General features: G+C 56.6%; 21 protein-coding genes. 12 read left to right on the plus strand and 9 right to left on the minus strand.

All coding sequences use genetic code 11. The features are described from left to right. Window positions 1–2: 2 nt before the first annotated feature. The 6 genes from ACF8YQ_RS06140 (at window position 3) to sthA (ending at window position 5,318) form a co-directional block, all read left to right on the plus strand. On the plus strand, window positions 3–668 hold the full coding sequence (locus ACF8YQ_RS06140; RefSeq protein WP_014421083.1) for an NADH:ubiquinone reductase (Na(+)-transporting) subunit D: 666 nt from the start codon (window positions 3–5) through the stop codon (window positions 666–668). After that, window positions 668–1,276, plus strand: coding sequence for an NADH:ubiquinone reductase (Na(+)-transporting) subunit E (gene nqrE, locus ACF8YQ_RS06145; protein WP_396622893.1), 609 nt, complete (start codon window positions 668–670; stop codon window positions 1,274–1,276). The genes ACF8YQ_RS06140 and nqrE overlap by 1 nt, the downstream gene beginning before the upstream one ends. Window positions 1,277–1,313: 37 nt before the next feature. Next, complete coding sequence (gene nqrF / locus ACF8YQ_RS06150; protein ID WP_014421084.1) at window positions 1,314–2,540, plus strand: NADH:ubiquinone reductase (Na(+)-transporting) subunit F; 1,227 nt, start codon at window positions 1,314–1,316, stop codon at window positions 2,538–2,540. 9 nt (window positions 2,541–2,549) lie between these two features. Then, window positions 2,550–3,599 (plus strand): FAD:protein FMN transferase, encoded by a 1,050-nt coding sequence (locus ACF8YQ_RS06155; RefSeq protein WP_396622894.1) that lies wholly within the window; start codon window positions 2,550–2,552, stop codon window positions 3,597–3,599. A gap of 12 nt (window positions 3,600–3,611) precedes the next feature. Continuing rightward, window positions 3,612–3,854, plus strand: coding sequence for a (Na+)-NQR maturation NqrM (gene nqrM / locus ACF8YQ_RS06160; protein WP_011785398.1), 243 nt, complete (start codon window positions 3,612–3,614; stop codon window positions 3,852–3,854). Between the two features lie 72 nt (window positions 3,855–3,926). Further along, complete coding sequence (sthA, locus tag ACF8YQ_RS06165) at window positions 3,927–5,318, plus strand: Si-specific NAD(P)(+) transhydrogenase (protein WP_396622895.1); 1,392 nt, start codon at window positions 3,927–3,929, stop codon at window positions 5,316–5,318. 28 nt (window positions 5,319–5,346) lie between these two features. Here sthA and ACF8YQ_RS06170 read toward each other — a convergent pair whose 3' ends face one another. The 5 genes from ACF8YQ_RS06170 to dusA all read right to left on the minus strand — a co-directional run bounded on the left by ACF8YQ_RS06170 (window position 5,347) and on the right by dusA (window position 9,831). Beyond that, window positions 5,347–6,120, minus strand: a complete 774-nt coding sequence (locus ACF8YQ_RS06170; protein ID WP_396622896.1) for a glycerophosphodiester phosphodiesterase — start codon at window positions 6,118–6,120, stop codon at window positions 5,347–5,349. Beyond that, on the minus strand, window positions 6,117–7,244 hold the full coding sequence (locus ACF8YQ_RS06175; protein ID WP_014421087.1) for a 3-deoxy-7-phosphoheptulonate synthase: 1,128 nt from the start codon (window positions 7,242–7,244) through the stop codon (window positions 6,117–6,119). Before ACF8YQ_RS06175 ends, ACF8YQ_RS06170 begins: the two co-directional genes overlap by 4 nt. A gap of 14 nt (window positions 7,245–7,258) precedes the next feature. Continuing rightward, window positions 7,259–7,708 (minus strand): TerB family tellurite resistance protein, encoded by a 450-nt coding sequence (locus ACF8YQ_RS06180; RefSeq protein ID WP_153740423.1) that lies wholly within the window; start codon window positions 7,706–7,708, stop codon window positions 7,259–7,261. A 26-nt stretch (window positions 7,709–7,734) separates the two neighbouring features. After that, window positions 7,735–8,700, minus strand: coding sequence for a transaldolase (gene tal, locus ACF8YQ_RS06185; protein WP_396622897.1), 966 nt, complete (start codon window positions 8,698–8,700; stop codon window positions 7,735–7,737). A 117-nt stretch (window positions 8,701–8,817) separates the two neighbouring features. Continuing rightward, window positions 8,818–9,831: a tRNA dihydrouridine(20/20a) synthase DusA gene (gene dusA, locus ACF8YQ_RS06190; RefSeq protein ID WP_396622898.1), complete on the minus strand. Its 1,014-nt coding sequence runs from the start codon at window positions 9,829–9,831 to the stop codon at window positions 8,818–8,820. A gap of 127 nt (window positions 9,832–9,958) precedes the next feature. Here dusA and ACF8YQ_RS06195 point away from each other — a divergent pair, with 127 nt between their 5' ends. Genes ACF8YQ_RS06195 through ACF8YQ_RS06205 form a run of 3 tightly spaced genes read left to right on the plus strand, consistent with a single transcriptional unit; the run spans window position 9,959 to window position 12,089 of the window. Next, entirely contained in the window at window positions 9,959–11,491 is a 1,533-nt protein-coding gene (locus ACF8YQ_RS06195; RefSeq protein WP_396622899.1) for a YdbH domain-containing protein, read from the plus strand. Then, window positions 11,488–11,703 (plus strand): YnbE family lipoprotein, encoded by a 216-nt coding sequence (locus ACF8YQ_RS06200; protein ID WP_011785390.1) that lies wholly within the window; start codon window positions 11,488–11,490, stop codon window positions 11,701–11,703. The genes ACF8YQ_RS06195 and ACF8YQ_RS06200 overlap by 4 nt, the downstream gene beginning before the upstream one ends. A 41-nt stretch (window positions 11,704–11,744) precedes the next feature. Further along, on the plus strand, window positions 11,745–12,089 hold the full coding sequence (locus ACF8YQ_RS06205) for a YdbL family protein (protein ID WP_041656354.1): 345 nt from the start codon (window positions 11,745–11,747) through the stop codon (window positions 12,087–12,089). 3 nt (window positions 12,090–12,092) lie between these two features. On the opposite strand, the gene ACF8YQ_RS06210 is transcribed toward ACF8YQ_RS06205, so the two are convergent. Continuing rightward, window positions 12,093–12,725, minus strand: a complete 633-nt coding sequence (locus ACF8YQ_RS06210) for an HPP family protein (RefSeq protein ID WP_114433333.1) — start codon at window positions 12,723–12,725, stop codon at window positions 12,093–12,095. Window positions 12,726–12,935: 210 nt separating this feature from the next. On the opposite strand from ACF8YQ_RS06210, the gene ACF8YQ_RS06215 reads away from it, so the two are divergent. From ACF8YQ_RS06215 to ACF8YQ_RS06225, 3 genes are all read left to right on the plus strand, one after another. Then, window positions 12,936–13,847, plus strand: a complete 912-nt coding sequence (locus ACF8YQ_RS06215; RefSeq protein WP_396622900.1) for an ROK family protein — start codon at window positions 12,936–12,938, stop codon at window positions 13,845–13,847. 156 nt (window positions 13,848–14,003) lie between these two features. Next, the gene (locus ACF8YQ_RS06220; protein ID WP_396622901.1) at window positions 14,004–17,135 is read left to right on the plus strand and encodes a DUF3427 domain-containing protein; all 3,132 of its coding nucleotides are present in this window, start codon (window positions 14,004–14,006) and stop codon (window positions 17,133–17,135) included. Beyond that, the gene (locus ACF8YQ_RS06225; RefSeq protein WP_396622902.1) at window positions 17,132–18,814 is read left to right on the plus strand and encodes a methyltransferase domain-containing protein; all 1,683 of its coding nucleotides are present in this window, start codon (window positions 17,132–17,134) and stop codon (window positions 18,812–18,814) included. The genes ACF8YQ_RS06220 and ACF8YQ_RS06225 overlap by 4 nt, the downstream gene beginning before the upstream one ends. A gap of 24 nt (window positions 18,815–18,838) precedes the next feature. Here ACF8YQ_RS06225 and ACF8YQ_RS06230 read toward each other — a convergent pair whose 3' ends face one another. From ACF8YQ_RS06230 to ACF8YQ_RS06240, 3 genes are all read right to left on the minus strand, one after another. Next, window positions 18,839–19,891, minus strand: a complete 1,053-nt coding sequence (locus tag ACF8YQ_RS06230; RefSeq protein ID WP_396622903.1) for an NAD(P)H-dependent flavin oxidoreductase — start codon at window positions 19,889–19,891, stop codon at window positions 18,839–18,841. Window positions 19,892–19,925: 34 nt separating this feature from the next. Further along, window positions 19,926–20,669, minus strand: a complete 744-nt coding sequence (locus ACF8YQ_RS06235) for a hypothetical protein (protein WP_226597782.1) — start codon at window positions 20,667–20,669, stop codon at window positions 19,926–19,928. Window positions 20,670–20,745: 76 nt separating this feature from the next. Continuing rightward, window positions 20,746–21,186: a methylglyoxal synthase gene (locus ACF8YQ_RS06240; protein ID WP_014421098.1), complete on the minus strand. Its 441-nt coding sequence runs from the start codon at window positions 21,184–21,186 to the stop codon at window positions 20,746–20,748. Between the last annotated feature and the right edge of the window lie 189 nt (window positions 21,187–21,375).

A 21,375-nucleotide genomic window follows, 5' to 3' on the forward strand; every position in this document is an offset into this window, starting at 1 on the left:
TCATGGCAGGCTCAACAGCCAAACAGGTTCTCTTCGAACCAATCTTCAGTAACAACCCGATCGCCCTTCAGATCCTTGGTATCTGTTCGGCGCTGGCGGTAACCACCAGCATGAGCGTGAGTATCGTCATGTGTCTGGCGGTTACAGCCGTTACCGCGTTTTCCAACCTGGCGGTCTCTCTGGTAAGAACCCAGATTCCGGGAAGCATCCGGATCATCGTGCAGATGACCATCATTGCTTCCCTGGTCATCGTGGTAGACCAGATCCTCAAGGCCTATGCCTATGAAATCTCCAAACAGCTGTCGGTATTCGTTGGTCTGATCATCACCAACTGTATCGTTATGGGCCGCGCGGAAGGTTTCGCCATGACCAATCCGCCGCTGATGAGCTTCCTGGATGGTATCGGTAACGGTCTGGGTTATTCGGTTATTCTGCTGTTCGTGGCGTTCTTCCGTGAGCTGCTGGGTGCCGGTTCGCTGTTCGGTGTAAGCCTGATGCCTGTCGTTAACGAAGGCGGCTGGTACGTACCGAATGGCCTGCTGCTGCTGCCGCCGAGTGCGTTCTTCATCATCGGCCTGGCAATCTGGGGCCTGCGTACCTGGAAGCCGGAGCAAGTAGAAGAGCCTGACTACAAGCTGTCTCGCCATACCGTCAAGGAGGCCTTCTGATGGAACACTATCTGAGCCTCCTGCTTAAGGCGATCTTTGTTGAAAACATGGCGTTGGCGTTCTTCCTGGGGATGTGTACCTTCCTGGCCATCTCCAAGAAGATCGAAGCGGCGACTGGTCTGGGTATCGCCGTTGTGGTGGTACTGACGGTCACCGTACCGGTGAATAACCTGCTTTATAACACCATCCTGCGTGAAGGTGCTCTGGACTGGGCCGGTCTGCCGAATGTGGACCTGAGCTTCCTGGGCCTGCTGACATACATCGGTGTTATCGCCGCGATCGTACAGATCATGGAAATGGTGCTGGATAAATACATTCCGGCCCTGTACGCGGCGCTGGGTGTGTTCCTGCCGCTGATTACGGTTAACTGCGCCATCATGGGTGCGTCACTGTTCATGGTAGAGCGTGACTACACCTTTGGGGAAAGTGTGGTGTATGGCTTCGGCGCTGGCGTTGGCTGGGCTCTGGCCATCATTGCTCTGGCGGGTATCCGTGAAAAGCTCAAGTACAGCGATGTTCCGAACGGACTGCGTGGCCTTGGCATCACCTTCATTACCGTTGGTCTGATGTCACTGGGTTTCATGTCGTTCTCAGGCATCTCACTGTAATTCACCCGGTGATTCGGTTTAACGAAAAGGCGAGACCATGAATACAGAAATTATTCTCGGCGTGGTCATGTTCACCGTTATCGTTCTGGCGCTGGTTGCGGTTATCCTCGCAGCCCGCTCCAAGCTGGTAAGCACCGGTGACGTGACCATTGAGATCAACGACGACCCCGAGCACACGCTCAAGACCGCCGCGGGCGGCAAGCTGCTGGGTACTCTGGCCAATAGCGGCATCTACCTGTCCTCTGCTTGTGGCGGTGGCGGTACCTGTGCCCAGTGCAAGTGCAAGGTTCTGGACGGCGGTGGCGCCATGCTGCCCACGGAAAAGACACACTTCACCAACCGCGAAGAAAAAGAAGGCTGGCGTCTGTCCTGCCAGGTTCCTGTGAAGCAGGACATGAAGATCGAAGTGCCTGAAGAGTTCTTCGGTGTGAAGAAGTGGGAATGTGAGGTTATCTCCAACCACAACGTGGCCACCTTCATCAAGGAACTGGTACTGAAGCTGCCGGAAGGCGAGGAAGTGGACTTCCGCGCCGGCGGTTACGTGCAGCTGGAGTGTCCTCCGTATGAAATTCCGTTCAAGGATTTCAACATCGAGGAAGAGTTCCACGAAGACTGGGACAAGCACGATATCTGGCGCTACAAGGGCGTGAACAAGGAAGAAACCATCCGGGCCTACTCCATGGCGAACTACCCGGAAGAAAAAGGTCTTCTCAAGTTCAACATCCGTATTGCCACGCCACCTCCTGGTACCGACCATCCGCCGGGTATCATGTCCACTTACGTGTTCAACCTGAAGCCGGGCGACAAGGTTACCGTGATGGGACCGTTTGGTGAGTTCTTCGCCAAGGATACCGATGCGGAAATGGTATTCATCGGTGGTGGTGCCGGTATGGCGCCGATGCGTTCTCACATCTTCGACCAGCTCAAGCGCCTGAACTCCAAGCGCAAGATCAGCTTCTGGTACGGTGCGCGTAGCGTACGCGAAATGTTCTATGTGGAAGACTTCGACGGTCTGGCTGCAGAGAACGACAACTTCGAGTGGCACGTGGCGCTTTCAGACCCCCTGCCAACCGATGACTGGAACGGCCCTACGGGCTTTATCCACAACGTGTTGTACGAAAACTATCTGAAGGACCATCCTGCTCCGGAAGACTGTGAGTTCTACATGTGTGGACCCCCAATCATGAACGCGTCTGTGATCAAGATGTTGAAAGATCTTGGTGTAGAGGACGAGAACATCATGCTGGATGACTTCGGAGGTTAATCAGACCGCATGACATCCCGCATGTTCCGACCCGCCAGGGTAGCCGTGGTCAGCGTCTTTATGGCGCTGGCTCTGGCCACCCTGGCGGGTTGCTCGTTTCAGGAAGAGGAAAAAGTCTGGGAGATCTCTGGTGGGATTTTCGGGACGACCTATCACATTAACGTCGTATTGCCAGAAGATGAGCAACGGCTTCAGACTCTGGCCAAGGGCATCGAGAGTACGCTGGATCAGGTGGACAATACCATGTCGACCTGGAAGCCGGATTCCGAGCTGTCTCAGCTGAACAGTCTGCAGGACCAATCGGAGTGGATTGAGCTTTCGCCGGCATTGTTCGAGGTTATCCGGCGGTCAGTAGAGATCGCTGAACTGACTGACGGCGCCTTTGATGTGACCATTGGCCCGGTAGTGAATCTCTGGGGGTTTGGCCCCAAGGCGAGGCCTGAACAGATTCCCTCCGATGATGAACTGAATGCCGTACTCGGCGGCACCGGCTGGGAGCACCTGGAGTTCGATGAATCGGCCAGTGCCATTCGCAGCGATAAGCCCCAGTACATTGATTTGTCGGGTATTGCCAAGGGCTATGGCGTGGATGCGGTGGCCCGTTACCTCGACAGTGAAGGTGTTGGCGCTTACCTTGTGGAAGTGGGCGGCGAAGTGCGTACCAATGGACGCAAGCCGGACGGTACCGCCTGGCGTCTGGCTATTGAGCAACCGATAGAGCAGGGCCGGGCAGTAAATAGTGTGGTGGCGCTGGATGCTCAGGCCATGGCGACGTCCGGCGATTATCGTAACTATTACGAATCGAACGGCCAGCGGTACTCCCATACAATAGACCCTGAGACGGGAAAGCCTATTGGTCATCGACTGGCCTCGGTTACGGTTATTGCAGAAGACTGTATGACGGCAGATGCTCTGGCAACCGGCTTTAATGTAATGGGTTTTGACAAGGCGATGGGCCTGGCAACCCGTGAAAACATTCCCGCATTTTTTATTGTGAGGGGAGACAACGGCTTTGAAACCCATCAAACACCGGCGTTCTCGTCTTACCTTGTCCAGTAAAGGAGGGCAGTAATGGGTACCTTTCTTTTGGTGTTGTTTATTGTGGTGCTGCTGATTGCCGGTATGTCGATCGGTGTGATTTTCGGTCGCAAGCCGATCAGCGGAACCTGCGGTGGTATTGGTGCCCTCGGGATCAGCACATCCTGTGAGATTTGCGGCGGTAATACCCAGAAATGCGAAGAGAGCCGGAGCGGCTCCGATGAGCCAGTAAAAGCGGAAGACCTGGCATACGATGCCACCAAGGCCGACAAGTAACCGCTCCCGGCCAACAATACATTAATAACTATAGCTACGCTCTCAGAGTGTAGATAAGGAGTCAGTGCGCGCATGGCAGAGCATCATTACGACGTGGTGGTTATTGGCGCCGGTCCTTCGGGGGAAGGGGCGGCAATGAATGCGGCGAAGCACAACAGGCGCGTCGCCATCATTGAAGATAAACCTACCGTTGGCGGTAACTGCACCCACTGGGGCACCATTCCGTCCAAGGCACTGCGTCACTCGGTCAAGCAGATAATCACCTTCAACACCAACCAGATGTTCCGGGACATTGGCGAACCTCGTTGGTTCTCGTTCCCGCGGGTCTTGCAGAATGCCCAGAAGGTGATTGGCAAGCAGGTGAAGCTGCGCACCCAGTTCTATTCCCGTAACCGGGTAGATCTGATCAACGGCCGTGCCGCATTTGTCGACAAGCACCGGCTGGAAATCCGTGGCAACAAATCGGTGGAAACCATCCATTTCAAACAGGCCATCATTGCCACCGGTTCCCGCCCCTACCTGCCGCCCGATGTCGACTTCCGTCATCATCGGATCTACAACTCAGACTCCATCCTGAATTTGTCCCACACCCCGCGGACCCTGATTATCTACGGTGCCGGTGTCATCGGGTCAGAATATGCATCCATCTTTGCGGGCCTGGGTGTCAAGGTAGACCTGATCAACCCGGGCAGTCGCTTGCTGTCGTTCCTGGATGATGAGATCTCCGATGCCCTGAGTTACCACCTGCGTAACAACGGTGTATTGGTTCGCCACAACGAGCAGTATGAATCTGTCAAAGGCGACGATCACGGGGTGGTCCTGTCGCTGCAATCCGGCAAGAAGATTCGGGCCGATGCCTTCCTGTGGTGTAACGGCCGCAGCGGCAATACCGAGAATCTGGGCCTTGAGAACGTGGGCCTGACACCGAACAGCCGGGGCCAGCTGGCGGTAGACGACCATTACCGCACGGAAGTCGAGCATATCTATGCCGCCGGCGATGTGATTGGCTGGCCGAGCCTGGCCAGTGCCGCTTACGACCAGGGGCGAGCCGCTTCGTCTGACATTACTCAGGATGAGTATTTCCGCTTTGTGGACGACGTGCCTACCGGCATTTATACCATCCCGGAAATCAGCTCTGTTGGTAAAACCGAGCGGGAACTGACTGAGGCCAAGGTGCCGTACGATGTTGGCCAGGCCTTCTTCAAGGATCTGGCGCGGGCGCAGATTACCGGTGAAGCCGTGGGCATGCTGAAGATTCTGTTCCACCGGGAAACCCGGGAAATTCTGGGTATCCACTGCTTTGGTGACCAGGCCGCCGAGATCGTTCACATCGGCCAGGCCATCATGAACCAGGAAGGGGAGGCCAATTCCCTGAACTATTTCATCAACACCACCTTCAACTACCCGACCATGGCGGAAGCCTACCGGGTAGCTGCCCTGAACGGCCTGAACCGGATCTTCTGATCAGGCCGTTGTCCATCAGAGCCTTGCTTCAGGCGGGCTCTGGTGCGGTTTCCCGTATCGGCAGGTTCAACACGGCCTTGGCCCGGTTATCGAAGAACATGCGGGTGCTGGTGGGGTAATCGGTAATAATACTGTCGACCCCCATCTCTTCCAGAAGCAACATGTCGTGGATACGGTTTACCGTCCAGGTAGACACATGCATGTTCCGCCGATGTGCCGTCTCGACCATACCTTTGGTCAGAATTTTCCAGTTCACACAGAAATATTCGCAGCCCAGCCGGGTAGCCAGGTTCAGTGGCTTGGGAAACTTGCGCTCGGCTACCAGGCCGATGCGTATGTTTTTGTCGCGCCGCCGGATTTCTCGCAGAAACCAGGGGTCGGACGAGGTGATGGCCGCCGTCTGGTACAAATCCCGGCGCTGGATGATCTCGGTCAGGCGATTACACAGGATATTCAGCCTGTGCCGTGCATCCTTTTTCACTTCCAGTTGAAGGTGCTCAATGTCATCAAACTGATCGAGCAGATTCTCCAGCGAGGGAATGCCGGTTTTCCGGGACCATGAGCTGGTATTGCGGCGCGCATCCATCTCGGCCAGTTCGGCGGCGGTATACTTGCCGACACTGCCTTTCTGGCCGGTGGTGCGGTCCACGGTCAGGTCGTGCACCAGCACAGGGATGCCGTCTTTAGACAGCACCAGATCCAGCTCAAAATGCCGGATGCCATGCCGGTGGGCATGGATGAAGCCAGGCATGGTGTTTTCCGGAGCCTCTCCTTTGGCTCCACGGTGACCATAAACGATCATTCTGCTGTAGTTTCCCTGAGGCGTTGGTAGATGGCCTGGCGTTTCTTCCAGGTCTCGTGGCACAGGCGAATATCTTCCAGGTAGGCCGGTAATTCGCTCATCAAAAGCGCCTGCGGGCCGTCTACCAGAGCTTTCTCCGGTTTCGGGTGGAAGTCCACCAATACCATGTTGGCGCCGGCAATGACGCCCTGTGCAGTTGCGTGCATTACATCCAGAATACCATCCGGTGACTGGTCCCGGCTGCCCACGGAGTGGGACGGATCCACACATACCGGCATGCGGGTCAGGCGTTTTACCGCAGGCACATGGGCAAAATCCACCATATTGCGGTGGGGCAGGCCGGCTTCGGTTTTCATACCGCGTAAACAGAAGATGACGTTGGCGTTGCCCTCGCTGGCCAGATACTCGGCTGCGTTCAGGGATTCATTCAGGGTGATACCGAAACCACGTTTGAGGAGCACCGGATAGGTGCTCTGCCGGCCAATGGCCTTCAGCAGTTCGAAGTTCTGGGTGTTGCGGGTGCCTACCTGCAGCATCACGCCGGTTGGCCGCCCGAGTTTTTCCAGGCAGGTGTCGATTTCCTCGATATGGCTTTCATGGGTGATTTCCATGGCAATCACCTTGATGCCATGCTTGCCTGCTTTCTCGAACACCCAGGGCAGGCAGCCCTTGCCGTGGCCCTGGAAGGAGTAAGGGTTGGTGCGCGGCTTGTAGGCACCCATTCGGGTACATACCTCACCGTTGTCTTCCAGCGCCTGCAGCATCATTTCCACATGCTCGGGTACGTCCACCGCGCAAAGGCCGGCGAAAATGTTCAGGTTGTTCTGGCTGAACTCCACGCCATTATAAGTAAACCCACTCTGGCGTTGGTCATCCTTGTGGCGGCCAAGAATCCGGTAATCCTCAGAAATCCGGATGGCGCGTTCCACCGCCGGCAGGGCTTCAATTTCTGCTTTTTCCAGGGATTTGGTGTCGCCCAGCAGGTAGATTTCGGTCAGTCGCTGGCTGGCACCCTGAATTTCGTGTACCCGGATGCTGACGCCCGGAAGGTTTTCCAGGTATTCCATGGTCTGGCGATAGGCTTCACTATCGAGCGCGGTGTTGGGGTGAAGAATGGCTAACATGGAATCTCCTTGAATCAGGATGCGGATTCTTCCGCCCGGTGACGGGCCTGCATGAACTCGCGATGATTAAGATGCAGCAGGTCTGCCATTCGGCGAATAAGGTGTTCCTCGTATTTGTCGATACGGCCGTCGGCAAAGGCTACCCGCCAGATGCTCTCCAACAGGGACTGCTTCTGTTGCTGATCCAGATGATCGTTAATCTGCCCGGTAAACTGATACAACGACGTGGCGTCCTCGGCGTGGGCCAGGGCATCGTTCAGGATTTCCTCAGCCTCTTCCCGGGTAATCTGATGAGCCTTCACCGCGCAGTCCACAATGGTCTTAAGTTCCCGCTCATCTTCCTGATTATCCACCCGTGACAGCTGCACCATCAGGGCGGTGGCCGCCACGGCCAGCTGGTGTGCATCCGGCTTGACCGGTTCCGACTCGGCAACGGAAAACAGTTTCTTCAGGCGTTCGATCATGGTCAGTTACTTTGTTTCAACAAATGTCAGGCCGCCTGCGCGAGCTGGCGAACCCGGTGCTCCAGTTCGATCTGGTCTGCCGCAAAACGGCGAATGCCATCAGCCAGCTTCTCGGTGGCCATGGCGTCTTCGTTGGATTCCCAGCGGAACTGCTTCTCGTTAATCTGTCCCGGCTTGTCGGGCGAGGAAGCCGTCTCCGGGTTGAGTTTCCTGGCCAGAGTGCCCTGATCATCCTTCAGCTCCTGCAGCAGTGCCGGACTGATGGTGAGCCGGTCGCACCCGGCCAGCATTTCGATTTCGCCGGTGTTGCGGAAGCTGGCACCCATGACCACCGTGTTGAAGCCATTGGCCTTGTAGTAATTGTAGATGCGTGAAACCGAAAGTACGCCAGGATCTTCCTCGGCCGGGTAGCTGTCGCGCCCGGAGCTGGCCAGGTGCCAGTCGAGGATACGGCCCACGAACGGTGAAATCAGATGGGCGCCGGCCTGGGCACACGCCACTGCTTGCACAAAAGAGAAAAGCAGCGTCAGGTTGCAGCGGATGCCTTCCTTCTCAAGCTGCTCTGCTGCACGGATACCCTCCCAGGTGGAGGCAATCTTGATCAGAACACGGTTAGTGTCCACGCCCTGGCGGTCGTAAAAGTCCACCAGGCGGCGGGCACGCTCCAGAGTGGCGGAGGTGTCGAAGGACAACCGGGCATCTACCTCGGTGGAGACCACGCCCGGAATCAGCCCGAGAATTTCCTTGCCAGCCAGCACTGCCAACATGTCGGTTGCGACCGTAAGTTGTTCGGCATCCGAGCCACCGTGTTTGGCCGCATAGGCCACGGCCTTTTCCAGCATGGGCCGATACGCCTCTGAGGCCGCGGCCTTCAGCAACAGAGAAGGGTTGGTGGTGGCGTCTTCCGGGCGCCAATGCCGGATGGCATCGATATCGCCGGTGTCGGCCACAACAGTGGTCATGGTTTTGAGCTGTTCGAGTTTGCTGTTCATTCGTCCTGTCATCCCGATGGTTCGGTGTTATGCGGGCATTCATCCACAATGCCCTTTTAACTCCTACAATAACGGCAGCTTACGACAGTAACAAGACAACAAAAGGTATGGTGGCAATCAGGTTTCCAAACTGGGTTCCGGTTCTCTGACTTTCGCCAGCGCCTGTTCGACCACTTCCAGCCCGGAGCCGGGTTTGTTGGCATTCTCACTCAGGTGACGGCGGAACTGCCGTCCCCCCGGCTGCCCGAGGAACAGGCCCATGATATGGCGGGTAATGTGGGTGAGGTACACGCCCCGGTCCAGTTCCTGCTGAATGAACGGGAACATGGCCCGGAGGGCCTCATGGCGGCTGGTAACGGCCGGTGGCTCACCAAATAGTTCAGTGTCTACCTCGGCCAGCAACCAGGGATTGTGGTAGGCCTCTCGCCCCAGCATCACGCCATCGGTGTGGGCCAGATGCTCATGGCAGTCCTCGAAGGTCTTGATGCCGCCATTGATGATAATCTCCAGGTCTGGATAGGCCTGTTTCAGACGATACACCCAGTCGTATTTGAGGGGTGGAATATCGCGGTTCTCCTTCGGGCTCAAGCCTTCAAGAACGGCGATGCGGGCATGCACAATGAACGTTTTGCAGCCGGCTGCTGACACGGTTTCAATAAACTCGCACAGCTCCTCCCAGGATTCCCGGCCGTTAATACCAATGCGGTGCTTTACCGTAACCGGAAGGTCGGTGGCTTCAATCATTGCGGCCACGCCCTCTGCTACCTTGTCTGGATGACCCATCAGGCAGGCGCCGATCATGTTGTTCTGCACCCGGTCGCTGGGGCAACCCACGTTCAGGTTAACCTCGCTGAATCCGAACTGTTGCGCCAGCCGCGCGCAATGGGCCAACTCGTTAGCGTCGCTGCCGCCGAGCTGAAGCGCCAGCGGATACTCTGAAACATCGTGGCGCAGAAAGCGCTCGGTATCGCCATGGATGAGCGCACCTGTGGTGACCATTTCCGTATAAAGCAGCGCCCGCTTGCTGAGGATGCGGGCCAGGTAACGAAAGTGCGGGGTGGTCCAGTCCATCATGGGGGCGACGCAGAAGCGACGGGACAGGGCCTTTGTGGTGGCTTGCTCAGAAGTCATCGTATTCCGGATACAGAAAAATTCGGAGTGGAGTCTAACACGAAATATGATCAGCCCTGCCTCCGTAGTATCCTAAGTCCGGTTCTCTATACCTGCATGGAGCAATCCAATTTATCGGAACGACTGGATGATGCCGCGCTCGCCAAGATCCCCAGCCAGCTTCTTTCGGGCCCTCTGGTTCTGTTTGGTTGCTGTGGTGGCGGGTGCCCTGACACTCTCTCAGGCAAACGCCACGCCATGGGCGTTCTCGCTCCAGCAAGGCCGGATGGACCTGGCCCTGCCCGATTACGAAATAGCAGGCTGGAAAGCGACTGGCATTCACGCAGATATCGTCAATTCCGTTGAGGCAAGTAATGAGCAGGTTGACGTTACCTTCCGCCCGGGTTCCCGGCTGACAATAGCCCGCATTGCCCGGCAATCCGGAAACACCGCCGTAGAGTTAATTGATGTCCAACTGGATCTCGCGGATACCGAAGTAACCGTTGATCTTGGCGCCCCGGGTGCTATGCCGGAACGCACCCGCATCTCCGGAAATGTGCGCATCGACGTAGCGGAAATCCGCCACCCGAGCCTGAAGCCCCAACGCTGGTGGTTTCAGGGCAAGGCGAGCGGAACGCTGGCAGATCTGGAGCTTGAAGGGACGCTGAATGCCAACTCTGGCCTGACAGCCAATCTCGTCTTGCGTAGCGGGTCGGAGAGCAACTTTACAGCCGACATCCGCGCGGCCATGGCTGCGCAGAACGCAGGAGAGGCGCTTGCGGCCACCCTCTTGAACTGGCCGGAATTGCTCTCCCTGGACAGCGGTGAACTAACACTTCAGGCAAATCTCGGGGTGGAGTCCAATGAACCGCTGGCGGTGGATGCCTGGCTAGACCTTGCTGACGTTTCCGGGGTAATAGACCGCACGGCGGTCACCAACCTGAACGGACGCCTGATGTTTGCCCTGGAAGCGGACACATTGACCGCCGCCCTACGAGACATCCGGATAGGCGAAGTCGATTCCGGAATCGGTATTGGGCCGATTCAGCTCCTGGCGGATTACGAAGCCAACCTGGCTGCGCCGCTCAGGGGGCAGCTTGCCGTTCAGCAGGCGACAGCCGAGTTTCTGGGTGGCCGGCTTCGCGTAGCGCCGCGCACTGTGGATCTCTCGAATCGGCCCTGGCATGTTCCCATTGATGTCTATGATCTTTCGCTGGAGCGACTGCTGCAGGTGTATCCGGCAGAGGGCTTCTCCGGCACCGGCAGGTTAACGGGCAGGATTCCGGTCGCGGTGACCGACGCCGGTGTGAGAGTAGACCAGGGCGCATTGGAAGCGATATCTCCAGGCGGCAAGCTCATCATGCCGGCCGAGCGACTGCAGACCATGTTGGGCAGCAGCGATGCCATGGAGCTGGTAGTGCAAGCTTTGCAAAACTTTCACTATTCGGTGCTGGAGAGCACGATAGACTACGATGAAGAGGGCAGGTTAGCACTCGGCCTGAGGCTGGAAGGCGAGAATCCGGATCTCCGTGGCGGGCAGCCTGTTGTGCTCAACATCAATCTTGAAGAGGATATCCCCGCCCTGTTAACCAGCCTTCAGCTGAGTGGCAGAGTGAACGAAGCCGTGACCGAAAGGGTTCGGGAACGGTTACAACAATCCGGGCAGGAGGCAGTGCCATGACAAACCTATGGCGTTGGTGCCGGCCACTGGCGGCCAGAACATTCCTGGTTTTAATGTTGCCGCTGGCGCTATTTGCGTGCACACCCACTGTGCAGATGGCGGCACCAAAAGAACCGATTACCGTCAACCTGAACGTAAAGATTCAGCACGAGATCTACGTAAAGGTGGACAAAGAAGTAGACGAACTGTTCAGCGAACAGGGGCTGTTCTGAGCAGCGCCGGACAATGCCAACGGCTGACCAAGGGGTTGAATATGAAACGATTGATACAACTGGGCGCCTTTGTGTTGGCGCTCGCCATAGCAATACCGGCGCTGGCCATGGGACTGGAAGAAGCGAAACAGAAACTGGACACGGCTAAACAGCAGGGTCTGGTGGGGGAAACGCCAACTGGCTACCTGGACGTAGTGCGTGCAGAAGGCGATGCCCAGGCTGTGGTGAAAGCCATTAACCAGGCCCGCCGGGATGAATACACCCGCATTGCTGAAAAACACGACATTCCGGTGACACAGGTTGAAACCGTGGCCGGTCAGAAAGCCATTGAAAAAACGCCCTCAGGCCAGTTTGTGTTGATCAACGGCAAATGGGTGAAGAAGTAAGTCTCAATCGGCCGCTGGGGCCTGCTGCCGAATGGGAGCGGAACCCGTGCTGGCCGACCAGAGCGGATAGGGAATACCTGCCAGCCGGTTCATCACAAAGGCATGGGCCAACAGCAACGCCACCCCCGCCATGAGCACTGGCAACTGCGCCGGGTTGGGCATCAGGCCCAGGGAAACGATCAGTGCCGTGGCACCGGCCGGAGGGTGAGCCACCCGAAACACCACCATCAGGCAGCTGGTAAGCCCCAGCGACAACGCCGCCGCACCCACCCTGGGCAGATCAACACCGGTCATGAATGCCGAAGCCTGCCCCTGCAGCCCGAAAATGTACAGAGCCAGCAAGCCCATCAGTGCGCCAATCAGGTGCCCGCAGAGTGTATTTCTGGGAGACGCCGGTTGCGCCATGGGCACATAGAACAGAATAAAAGCGGTGGCACCGAGGGAGGGGAAAATGAAAGCCTCCTGCGTAACCAGCGCCACAAACGACACCAAAGCAATACTGAACCCGCCATTAACCAGGTTGAACACCGCCATCACCGTGGTACGGCTGTACTTGCTCGCCAGGCGCTCCAGGTGCAGCGCCTGAACCAGGCCTTTGGCCAGCTGCCAGCGGAGTTGTTCGTTCCTGCGTCCCATACTGCCTGTTCATGCCCTGAATTGGTGCGTTAAAGGGTGCGGGATGATAAGCACTGACGAATATCAAAGCAAACAGGGATTTTCGATAATGGTTAAGAGCTTTATGAATAACCTGAGCTTTTGTCAGAAAGAAAGCGCATAAAAATACCGGGTTCCCTTTCCGCTCATAACACCGTATTTTCTGGGAAACCGTTGACCAAAGAGTGCGGCATGGGAAGCAATTGGCTGATAGGCATTGATCTGGGTGGCACCAAAACCGAAGTCATCCTGATGGACCGGCAAAGCCAGGAGCATTACCGCCAACGGGTACCAACCAGCGTCGGCAACTATCAAGCCACCCTGCAAACCATCCACGCCCTGGTACAAAAGGCTGAAGCCCACGCCGGCACCAGCGGAATACGTGTGGGCATAGGCATACCTGGCAGCGTTTCGGGCAAAACCGGCCGCATTAAAAACGCCAACTCCACCTGGCTGAACGGCCAGCCCATGCAGCAACATCTGCGTGAACTCCTGCAACGGCCGGTAACCCTGACCAACGATGCTAACTGCCTGGCGCTTTCGGAAGCCACAGACGGAGCCGGGCGCAACCACCACACGGTATTCGCCGCCATACTGGGCACTGGGTGCGGCGCCGGCATCAGCGTGAACGGCCAGCTGCTGACCGGCCCCAACGGTGTAGCCGGCGAATGGGGCCATAACCAGCTACCCTGGACACCGGAAACTGAACTGCAACAGCGCCCCTGCTTTTGTGGCCGGTATGGCTGCATCGAAACCTTTCTTTCCGGAACCGGGTTGTCACTCACCCACAAACTGCGCACCGGACAGCAACTGCCCGCTCACACCATTGTTGAAAACGCACGAAATGGCGACTCGCAAGCCACCGACACCCTGCAGCAATACCTGGAGCACCTGGCCCGGGGCCTGGCCGCCGTTATCAACGTGCTGGACCCGGACATCATCGTGCTGGGTGGCGGCATGAGTAATGCTGAACAGATCTATCGGGAACTGCCCGGAAGGCTGTCCAGCTATGTGTTTGGTGGTGAATGTGATACGCCTGTGGCCAGAGCTCTCCATGGGGATTCCAGTGGGGTTAGAGGGGCGGCTTGGTTGGCTAACGTCTGATTGATCGTAATGGCGTTGTATTTAATCAAATTTTCGGAAGTCCTTGGATATCGGAACGCCTGAGGCTAAGGTTTCTTCAAGAATTCGTTAGCAACCAAGTAATGATGGCGGTCTTAGTGTCGAACTGATCGGCGTCATCAACATGGACAGTACCTGATGCAACAAACCGGAATCTACGAGCAGCTAATCACCAAACTCATTGAAAGCCGACTGGATAGAGACAAGTTCTACGTTGGTGAACGCCAGCTCAACAGCGCCGAAGCCTCGGTGTGGCTGTCACGATTCCTCTCCAACATTATGGAATTTGCCATTGAAGCCGTGCCGTCGGGAGAGGATCGGCTTCAGGAACAAATCGAACTCTCCAACCAGCTACTGATGTGGCTCAAGAGCCAGATTTCAGACGAAGGCTTTCTGGAAGAGAACCTGCTCAATAGCCAGGGAAAGATCCTGACGGCTCTGTACGAGTTGGAAAACCCGGTTGCAGCCAACCTCAAACAGTACGTTGAAGACATCTTCCCGCTTACCGGTCTAACCCAAAGCGAGCTGTTCTCCGGCAGCAATGCTGGCCTGTCGCTGGAATCGGAACTCAAACGCGAAATTCTGTCGGCAGACAAGATTTACTGGCTGGTGTCGTTCATCAAATGGGCCGGCATCCGCATTTTCCGGAAAGAGCTGGAAGCCTTCACCACGAGTGGCCGAGAGCTGAAAATCATCACCACCTCCTACATGGGGGCAACGGATGCCAAAGCCGTTGAGTATCTGGCGAGCCTGCCAAATACGGAAGTGAAGCTGAGCTACAACACAGAGCGTGAAAGGCTGCACGCCAAAAGCTATTTGTTTCTCCGGAATACCGGCTTTCACACCGGTTACATTGGTTCATCAAACCTATCCCGATCGGCGCTGACCAACGGCCTTGAGTGGAACCTGAAAATCACCTCTCAGGAAATTCCCCACATCATCAACAAATCTCTCAGCACCTTTGAAACCTATTGGGCTTCGGAAGACTTTGAGAGGTTCGATGGTCAGGCTGAGAGTACCGAAAAACTCAATAGAGCCCTGAAGCAGCAAAAAGGCTTGGATGCTCCAGGCATCTCCCACTATTTCGAAATCACGCCGTTCGCCCACCAGAAAGACATTCTGGAGCAGCTGTACGTGGAAAGGGACGTGCACCAGCGTTTCCGTAACCTTGTGGTGGCCGCCACCGGCACTGGCAAGACGCTGATCTCGGCTTTTGATTTTCAGCGCTTCCTGAAAGCAAAACCAAACGCTCATTTTCTATTTGTGGCGCACCGGGAAGAAATTCTGCGCCAAGCCCGCGAAGCCTACCGTGGCGTTCTGAGAAACAATGCCTTTGGTGAACTTTGGGTGGGCGGCCAGTTGCCTGAGCACTACCGCCAGTTGTTCGTGTCGATTCAGACCCTGAATAACCAGTTGGACCAGCTGAAACTGACCGAAGACTATTACGATTACATCGTGATCGACGAAGTGCACCACATCGCCGCATCCAGTTACCGGGCGGTGCTGGAGCACTTCTCCCCTGAGATACTGCTGGGCCTGACCGCGACTCCGGAGCGGCACGACGGTGGCGATATTCTCAGTGATTTTGGCGGCGTGATTGCCGCCGAACTCCGGCTGCCGGAAGCCATCAACCGCCGCCACCTTTGCCCCTTCCAATACTTCGGCATAGATGACGATACCGACCTGCGCGCCATTCCTTGGAATCGTGGCCGTTACGATGTGGTTCAGCTAACCAATCTCTACACCCACAACCAGAGCCGGGTAGACAAGATCCTGCGCAGCCTGCGGGAAATCGTCACCGACATTACCAGCATGAAAGCCCTCGCTTTCTGTGTAAGCCGTGAACACGCGACCTTCATGGTGGAGCAACTTCTGCTTCACGGCATCAGGGCCGATGTGCTCACCAGTGACAACAGCCACGAACGCCAACAAAAGCAGCAAGCCATTCGTTCCGGGCAAATCAACGTGCTGTGTGTGGTCGACATCTTCAACGAAGGCGTCGATATTCCGGAAGTGGACACCTTGTTGTTCCTGCGCCCCACCGAGAGCCTGACCATCTTCCTGCAGCAACTCGGCCGTGGACTGCGTTTGGCAGACGACAAAGACTGCTGCACGGTTCTGGATTTCGTGGGCAACTCCCGGCCTGAGTATGATTTTGCCAATAAATTCCGAGCACTGGTGGGTAAGTCAGAACGCTCAATTACAGAGGAACTGAAGCAGGGCTTTCCCCATGCACCACTGGGTTGCCGAATTGAGCTCACCAAGAAAACCCAGGAAATGGTGCTGAGCAACATCCGGCAAGCCACGCTGACCATGAAGCGGCTGGTATCTCTTGTTCGGCAGTTCCGACAGCACTCCACTCAGCCACTCACACTGAAGAACTTTTTAACCCATCATCCCCATATCGACTTGAACGAGCTCTACAAACGGGGCAGCTGGGCCGAACTGGTGAGTAAAGCGAAAGACGAAGACGTAGCCGATGACTCGCCGTTCAAACTAGCCAGGAAGGCCATCTATAACCGGATTTTGATTTGCGACGATCACCAGTATCTGCTGTTCCTCAAGAAGCTATGCCTGGCCGGGTTTAACTGGGACGACGCCTGCAATCGCCAAGCCCTGATGTGCCATTACGACTTCTGGCAGAAAGCCGGGCCGGAGCTGGAGTTTGATTCGCTGGCACAAAGCCTGGCAGCACTCAGCAAGCTGGGGCTGGAGCAGGAGCTGGCGGACGTGCTCGACTGGAAACTGTCGAAAACCAAGCACGAACAGCCGGCCATGCCGGAGTTACAGGAAGTACCGTTACGATTGCACGCCCGCTATTCCCGAGAGCAGATTCTGGTTGGCTTTGGCGCCATGACCTTCGAGCACCAGCCACCATCGAGGGAAGGTGTATATGTCATTCAGGATCAAAATGTTGAGCTGCTGTTTGTCACCTTGGACAAAAACGAAAAGCAGTTCTCCCCAACCACCATGTACCACGACTACGCCATCAATGAGCAGTTATTCCACTGGCAGTCGCAAAACAGCTCCCGGCCTGACCGTGGCAAAGGGAAGGACTATATTCAACACCAAGCCATCAACAAGCGTTTGTTCATGTTTGTAAGAGAGCAGGCGAAAGACGAATTTGGCCGCACCATGGGGTTTGTGAATTACGGAGAGGTGGATTACGTGTCTCATACCGGTTCGCAACCCATGAGTATTACCTGGAAGCTACGAACGCCGATGCCAAACTTTATGTGGCAACAGGCGGCCAAGCTGGCGGTGGCATGAGTTACGGTCCCTACAACAAGAACGCCCAAAAATTCTTCACCCAATACCAGTCCCTGACCTTCGAACAGGTCCATAGCCACTGGCTCCCCCAGTTGGACAAGAAAACCGGCCTGGCGCTGGACGTAGGTGCCGGAAGCGGCCGGGATGCACTTGCCCTGGCCGAACGTGGCTGGGATGTGGTGGCAGTGGAACCGGCGGCGGAGTTGCGTCGCCTGGGTGAAACCGCAACAGCTCACCGGAGCATCCAGTGGGTGGATGATGCTCTGCCTGATCTGAGCGAGATCCGCAAACTCAGTTACCGCTTTGATCTGGTTCTGGTGTCGGCGGTGTGGATGCATCTTCCTCCAACTTCCAGGGAGAGGGCGTTCCGGATTTTAACGGAGCTGCTGGCACCGTCCGGTATGTTGGTTATCACGCTGCGCCATGGGCCTGGTGATGGTGAGCGCCAGTTCTACGAAGTCTCGAAGGCCGAGCTGGACAGTTTTGCCCGCCACCGGGCGGTTATGCCGGTGCCTTTGCCGGATATGCCGCGTGTGGATCAGCTGAAACGCGAAGATGTGTGGTGGGAAACCGCGGTATACCGTCTGCCGGATGATGGTACGGGAGCATTGCCCACGCTGCGGCATATCATCATCAACGACAACAAATCCTCCACGTACAAATTGGGCTTGCTGCGAACCCTGGTGCGCATGGCAGACAGTGCGCCGGGGCTGGTGCTTAACCGCTCGGATGACTGGGTAGAGCTGCCACTTGGGGCAGTGGGGCTGTTCTGGATCATGCTTTATCACCCGTTGGTGCTAAAGCATCACTTGCGGCAGGCGCCGGGTTCGCGGGGGCTGGGTTTTGCCGGCGACGATTTCTACGAGCTGGGTAAACTGTCGCCGTTGGATTTTCGAGTCGGCTTGTCTCTGTCTGCGCAGGTTGCTCCCGTGGTTATGCGGGCAATCAAACTGGCAGCTTCGAACATTCTCAAGAATCCCGCCCACTTCACCACCTGGCCGGGCACCAACCGTCAGATCTTTGAGGGTGGAACCAGCCGGCTGACGATTCGCAATGAGGCTGTCCGTCTGGATAAGGAGACCCTGGCCCGGTTCGGGCGTTTTCGCGTGCCGGCCACGCTTTGGGATACCTTTAGCCGCTATGCCTGCTGGGTGGAACCGGCCATCGTAAATGAATGGATCAATCTGATGGGTAGCTGGGAAGCCAGGTATACAACGGAGACCTATCATCAGGCTTTGCAGTGGGTAGAAGGGCGGCGTGACACGTCTGTGGTGCGCAAACTGGTAGAGCAACAGCTTTCTGCTAGACCGGTGGAGTGCGTGTGGACAGCCAGGAATCTTTCCCATATTCGATACGATATCGACCACTGTTTTCCCTGGTCTCGCTGGAACAATAATGATCTCTGGAACCTGTTGCCGGCCTCTCATACTGCCAATGCGGCAAAGTCAGAAAAACTACCGGCTGATTCATTACTGAAACAGGCCCGCCCCAGAGTAATTGAATGGTGGGAGCACGTTATCATCGGCACCGAGCGCGAGCCGCAGTTTTTCTCGGAAGCAGAGGCGTCACTGCCACTTCTCGGGGCGAGCCGCACGATCGATAGCGTGTTTGAGGGGATGTTGCAGCAACGTTTGCGCCTTAAGACCAATCTTCAACTGGCAGAGTGGTTGGGTATGTGATTGCTGTGGCGCTTCAAGGCTGGCTTATGGTGCCAGCGCTTCCACCAACTCCCCAGCCGAAACCTCCCTGCACCCACTCGCATTCTGCCCACTCCACAATGGAGAAAAATCGCCAGAGCCTGCAGCTTCAGCCGCTGCCCTGAGCGGCGCGATGGCGTTGGTTGCCAGTGGAAATGCCGGTGCGAGATCTGATATTGGCCCGAGTTCTCGCATTATCCGGTTCACAATGCCCCGGGCGGGGCCGCCGGAAAACAGGTTTGTCAGGGCGGTGTGCCTGGCCTGCGGGCTTTTGAGTGCCTGCCGGTGCAGGGGGCGGGTGGTTGCCTCGGGACACAGCATAAACGCCGTGCCAATCTGCGCTGCCGCTGCGCCAAGCTTCAACGCGGCCTGTACTCCCTCTGCAGTTGCAATGCCACCGGCCGCGATAACGGGAATGTTCACGGCGTCCACAATCTGAGGCAACAGGGCGAAGGTGCCCATTTGTGTAGTCATGTCCTTCGTAAGAAAAATCCCTCGATGACCGCCCGCTTCCAGCCCTTGGGCGATAATTGCGTCTGCGCCGTGTTGTTCCAGCCAGATGGCTTCCTCCACAGTCGTGGCGGTAGAGAATATCTTTGCCCCGGCTTGCCGGACTCTATCCAGCAATGCCGGTTCTGGTAGCCCGAAATGGAAGCTCACCACTGCCGGGCGGGAGGCTTCCACAATAGCTGCGGATTCTTCGTTGAAAGGCATGCGGCCGGGGCCGTTGCTGATGGTGGCTGGATCTATCTCGAATTCTTGGTAATAGGGCGCCAGTGCCTGCCTCCATCCGGCCTCCTGCGGGTCATTCGGGGTGGGCGGTGTATGGGCGAAAAAATTGAGGTTATAGGGGCCACCCTGGGTGGCTTCATTCAGTGCCTGAAGTTCTTTTTTCAGTGCATCGGGGCCGAGCATGGCGCAGGGCAGAGAGCCGAGGCCGCCGGCGTTGGTAACTGCCGCTGCCAGGCGATAATCCTGAACGCCGGCCATGGGGGCCTGGATGATGGGTTTTTCGATATCCAGTGCTGCCAGTAATGAATGGCGATTTGATGATGTCATTCTTTGTATTCTCCAAAACTCGTGTGAAGGCCCCTCACCACTCCTCGTCCTTTTGTTGGCCCCGAACGGTTCTGAGTATCTGGTCTCTAACTCCCTCTTGCTCCAGTTGTGCCAATACCTCGGCAAGTTCTTCGGCAAGTTCGACATGGTGACGATTGAGGTAGTGGTGGAGGGTAAAGCTGGCTACTGGCTCTGGCAATATGTGCAGGTGATGCCATTCAGAGTTTACCAAGGGTGTAATGCCTTCGATGCTGGCTACGAAGGCCAAGTCAACCCGTCGCATTTCGAGCAGTGTTCGCACCTGTTCATAGCTTTCTGCGTGAATGGGTTCCATGCCCAACGCTTTGGCGGTATTTTCGGCGATTATTATGCCCCGGCGCACGGCTACTTTCAGTGGGTCGTCTGCGTGGGATTCGGGCAGTTCTTGAATTTCCCGGTTACGCACCACCACGTGAAGCTTGCCCTTGAGTAGTGGAAAATCCACTCTGACGAGGTTCGGATAGCCGTCGGCTACGGTTTCTATGCGGAACAGGTCGCCGTCCAGTTTGCCGCTATCCGCCATCAGCAACGCCCGGCGAGAAGGGGCGACCAGGGTCGTCATGTTCATTTCCAGCCGCAGGTAAGCGGTTTCCAGTATCTGGACCGCGGCGGTGGTGCTGGGCACGTCGTCTATAACGGCAATGCGCACTTCGTCTGGTCGCTCGCTCGCGGTGAGCGCAGCGGGTAATTGGCTGAGTCCGGCCAGAATCCCTGCGCAAAACAGGTTTTTAAGGTGCACGCTATTTCCCCTCTGCTCCATTGAAGGGCCTATCGACATACTAGTTCCTATTCTTGTCGATGCTTGTTTTTTTCGGTTACTGAACTTTGCGACCGGTGTATTCCGAGAAGTCCGGCTTCTGTGGCTGGTGCTGGTCGTCGGTCATATAGGCAGAGGTCAGCACGAACTCTGCGGTGGCCCGGTTGCAGGCTACGGGGATGTTCCAGAGGGCGGCTATGCGCAGCAGGGCCTTGATGTCCGGGTCGTGGGGCTGAGGCTCGAGAGGGTCCCAGAAAAACACCAGCAGGTCGATTTCGCCCTCGGCAATCTTGGCGCCGATTTGTTGGTCGCCGCCCAAAGGTCCGCTCAGCAGGCAGTTGAGGTCTGTTCGCCCGAGGCTTTCACTCAGTAGCCGGCCGGTGGTACCGGTGGCATATAAGCGCAGCGGGGCAAGCCGGGTGCGGTTTTCGTTTGCCCAGTCCACCAGTTCCTTTTTCTTGTTGTCGTGCGCCACCAGGGCAACGGATTTTACAGCCATGTTGCGTCCTTTGTTCTGTGAGAGTCCGTGAAAGGGGTAGAGTGTTTCATAAACGCGTGGCCCGGGAAATAGGACGATGGCGGCATCACACCGGCCCCCGTTGCGTCAATAGCCAAACTCGGGGCATTGGCCGGCATTGAAGGCATGGAGGATTGTAGTGGCCGGGAGTAGGCTGGCGGGATAATAACG

The sequence above is a fragment of the Marinobacter sp. W-8 genome (assembly GCF_044342215.1).
Taxonomy (GTDB): Bacteria; Pseudomonadota; Gammaproteobacteria; order Pseudomonadales; family Oleiphilaceae; genus Marinobacter; species Marinobacter nauticus.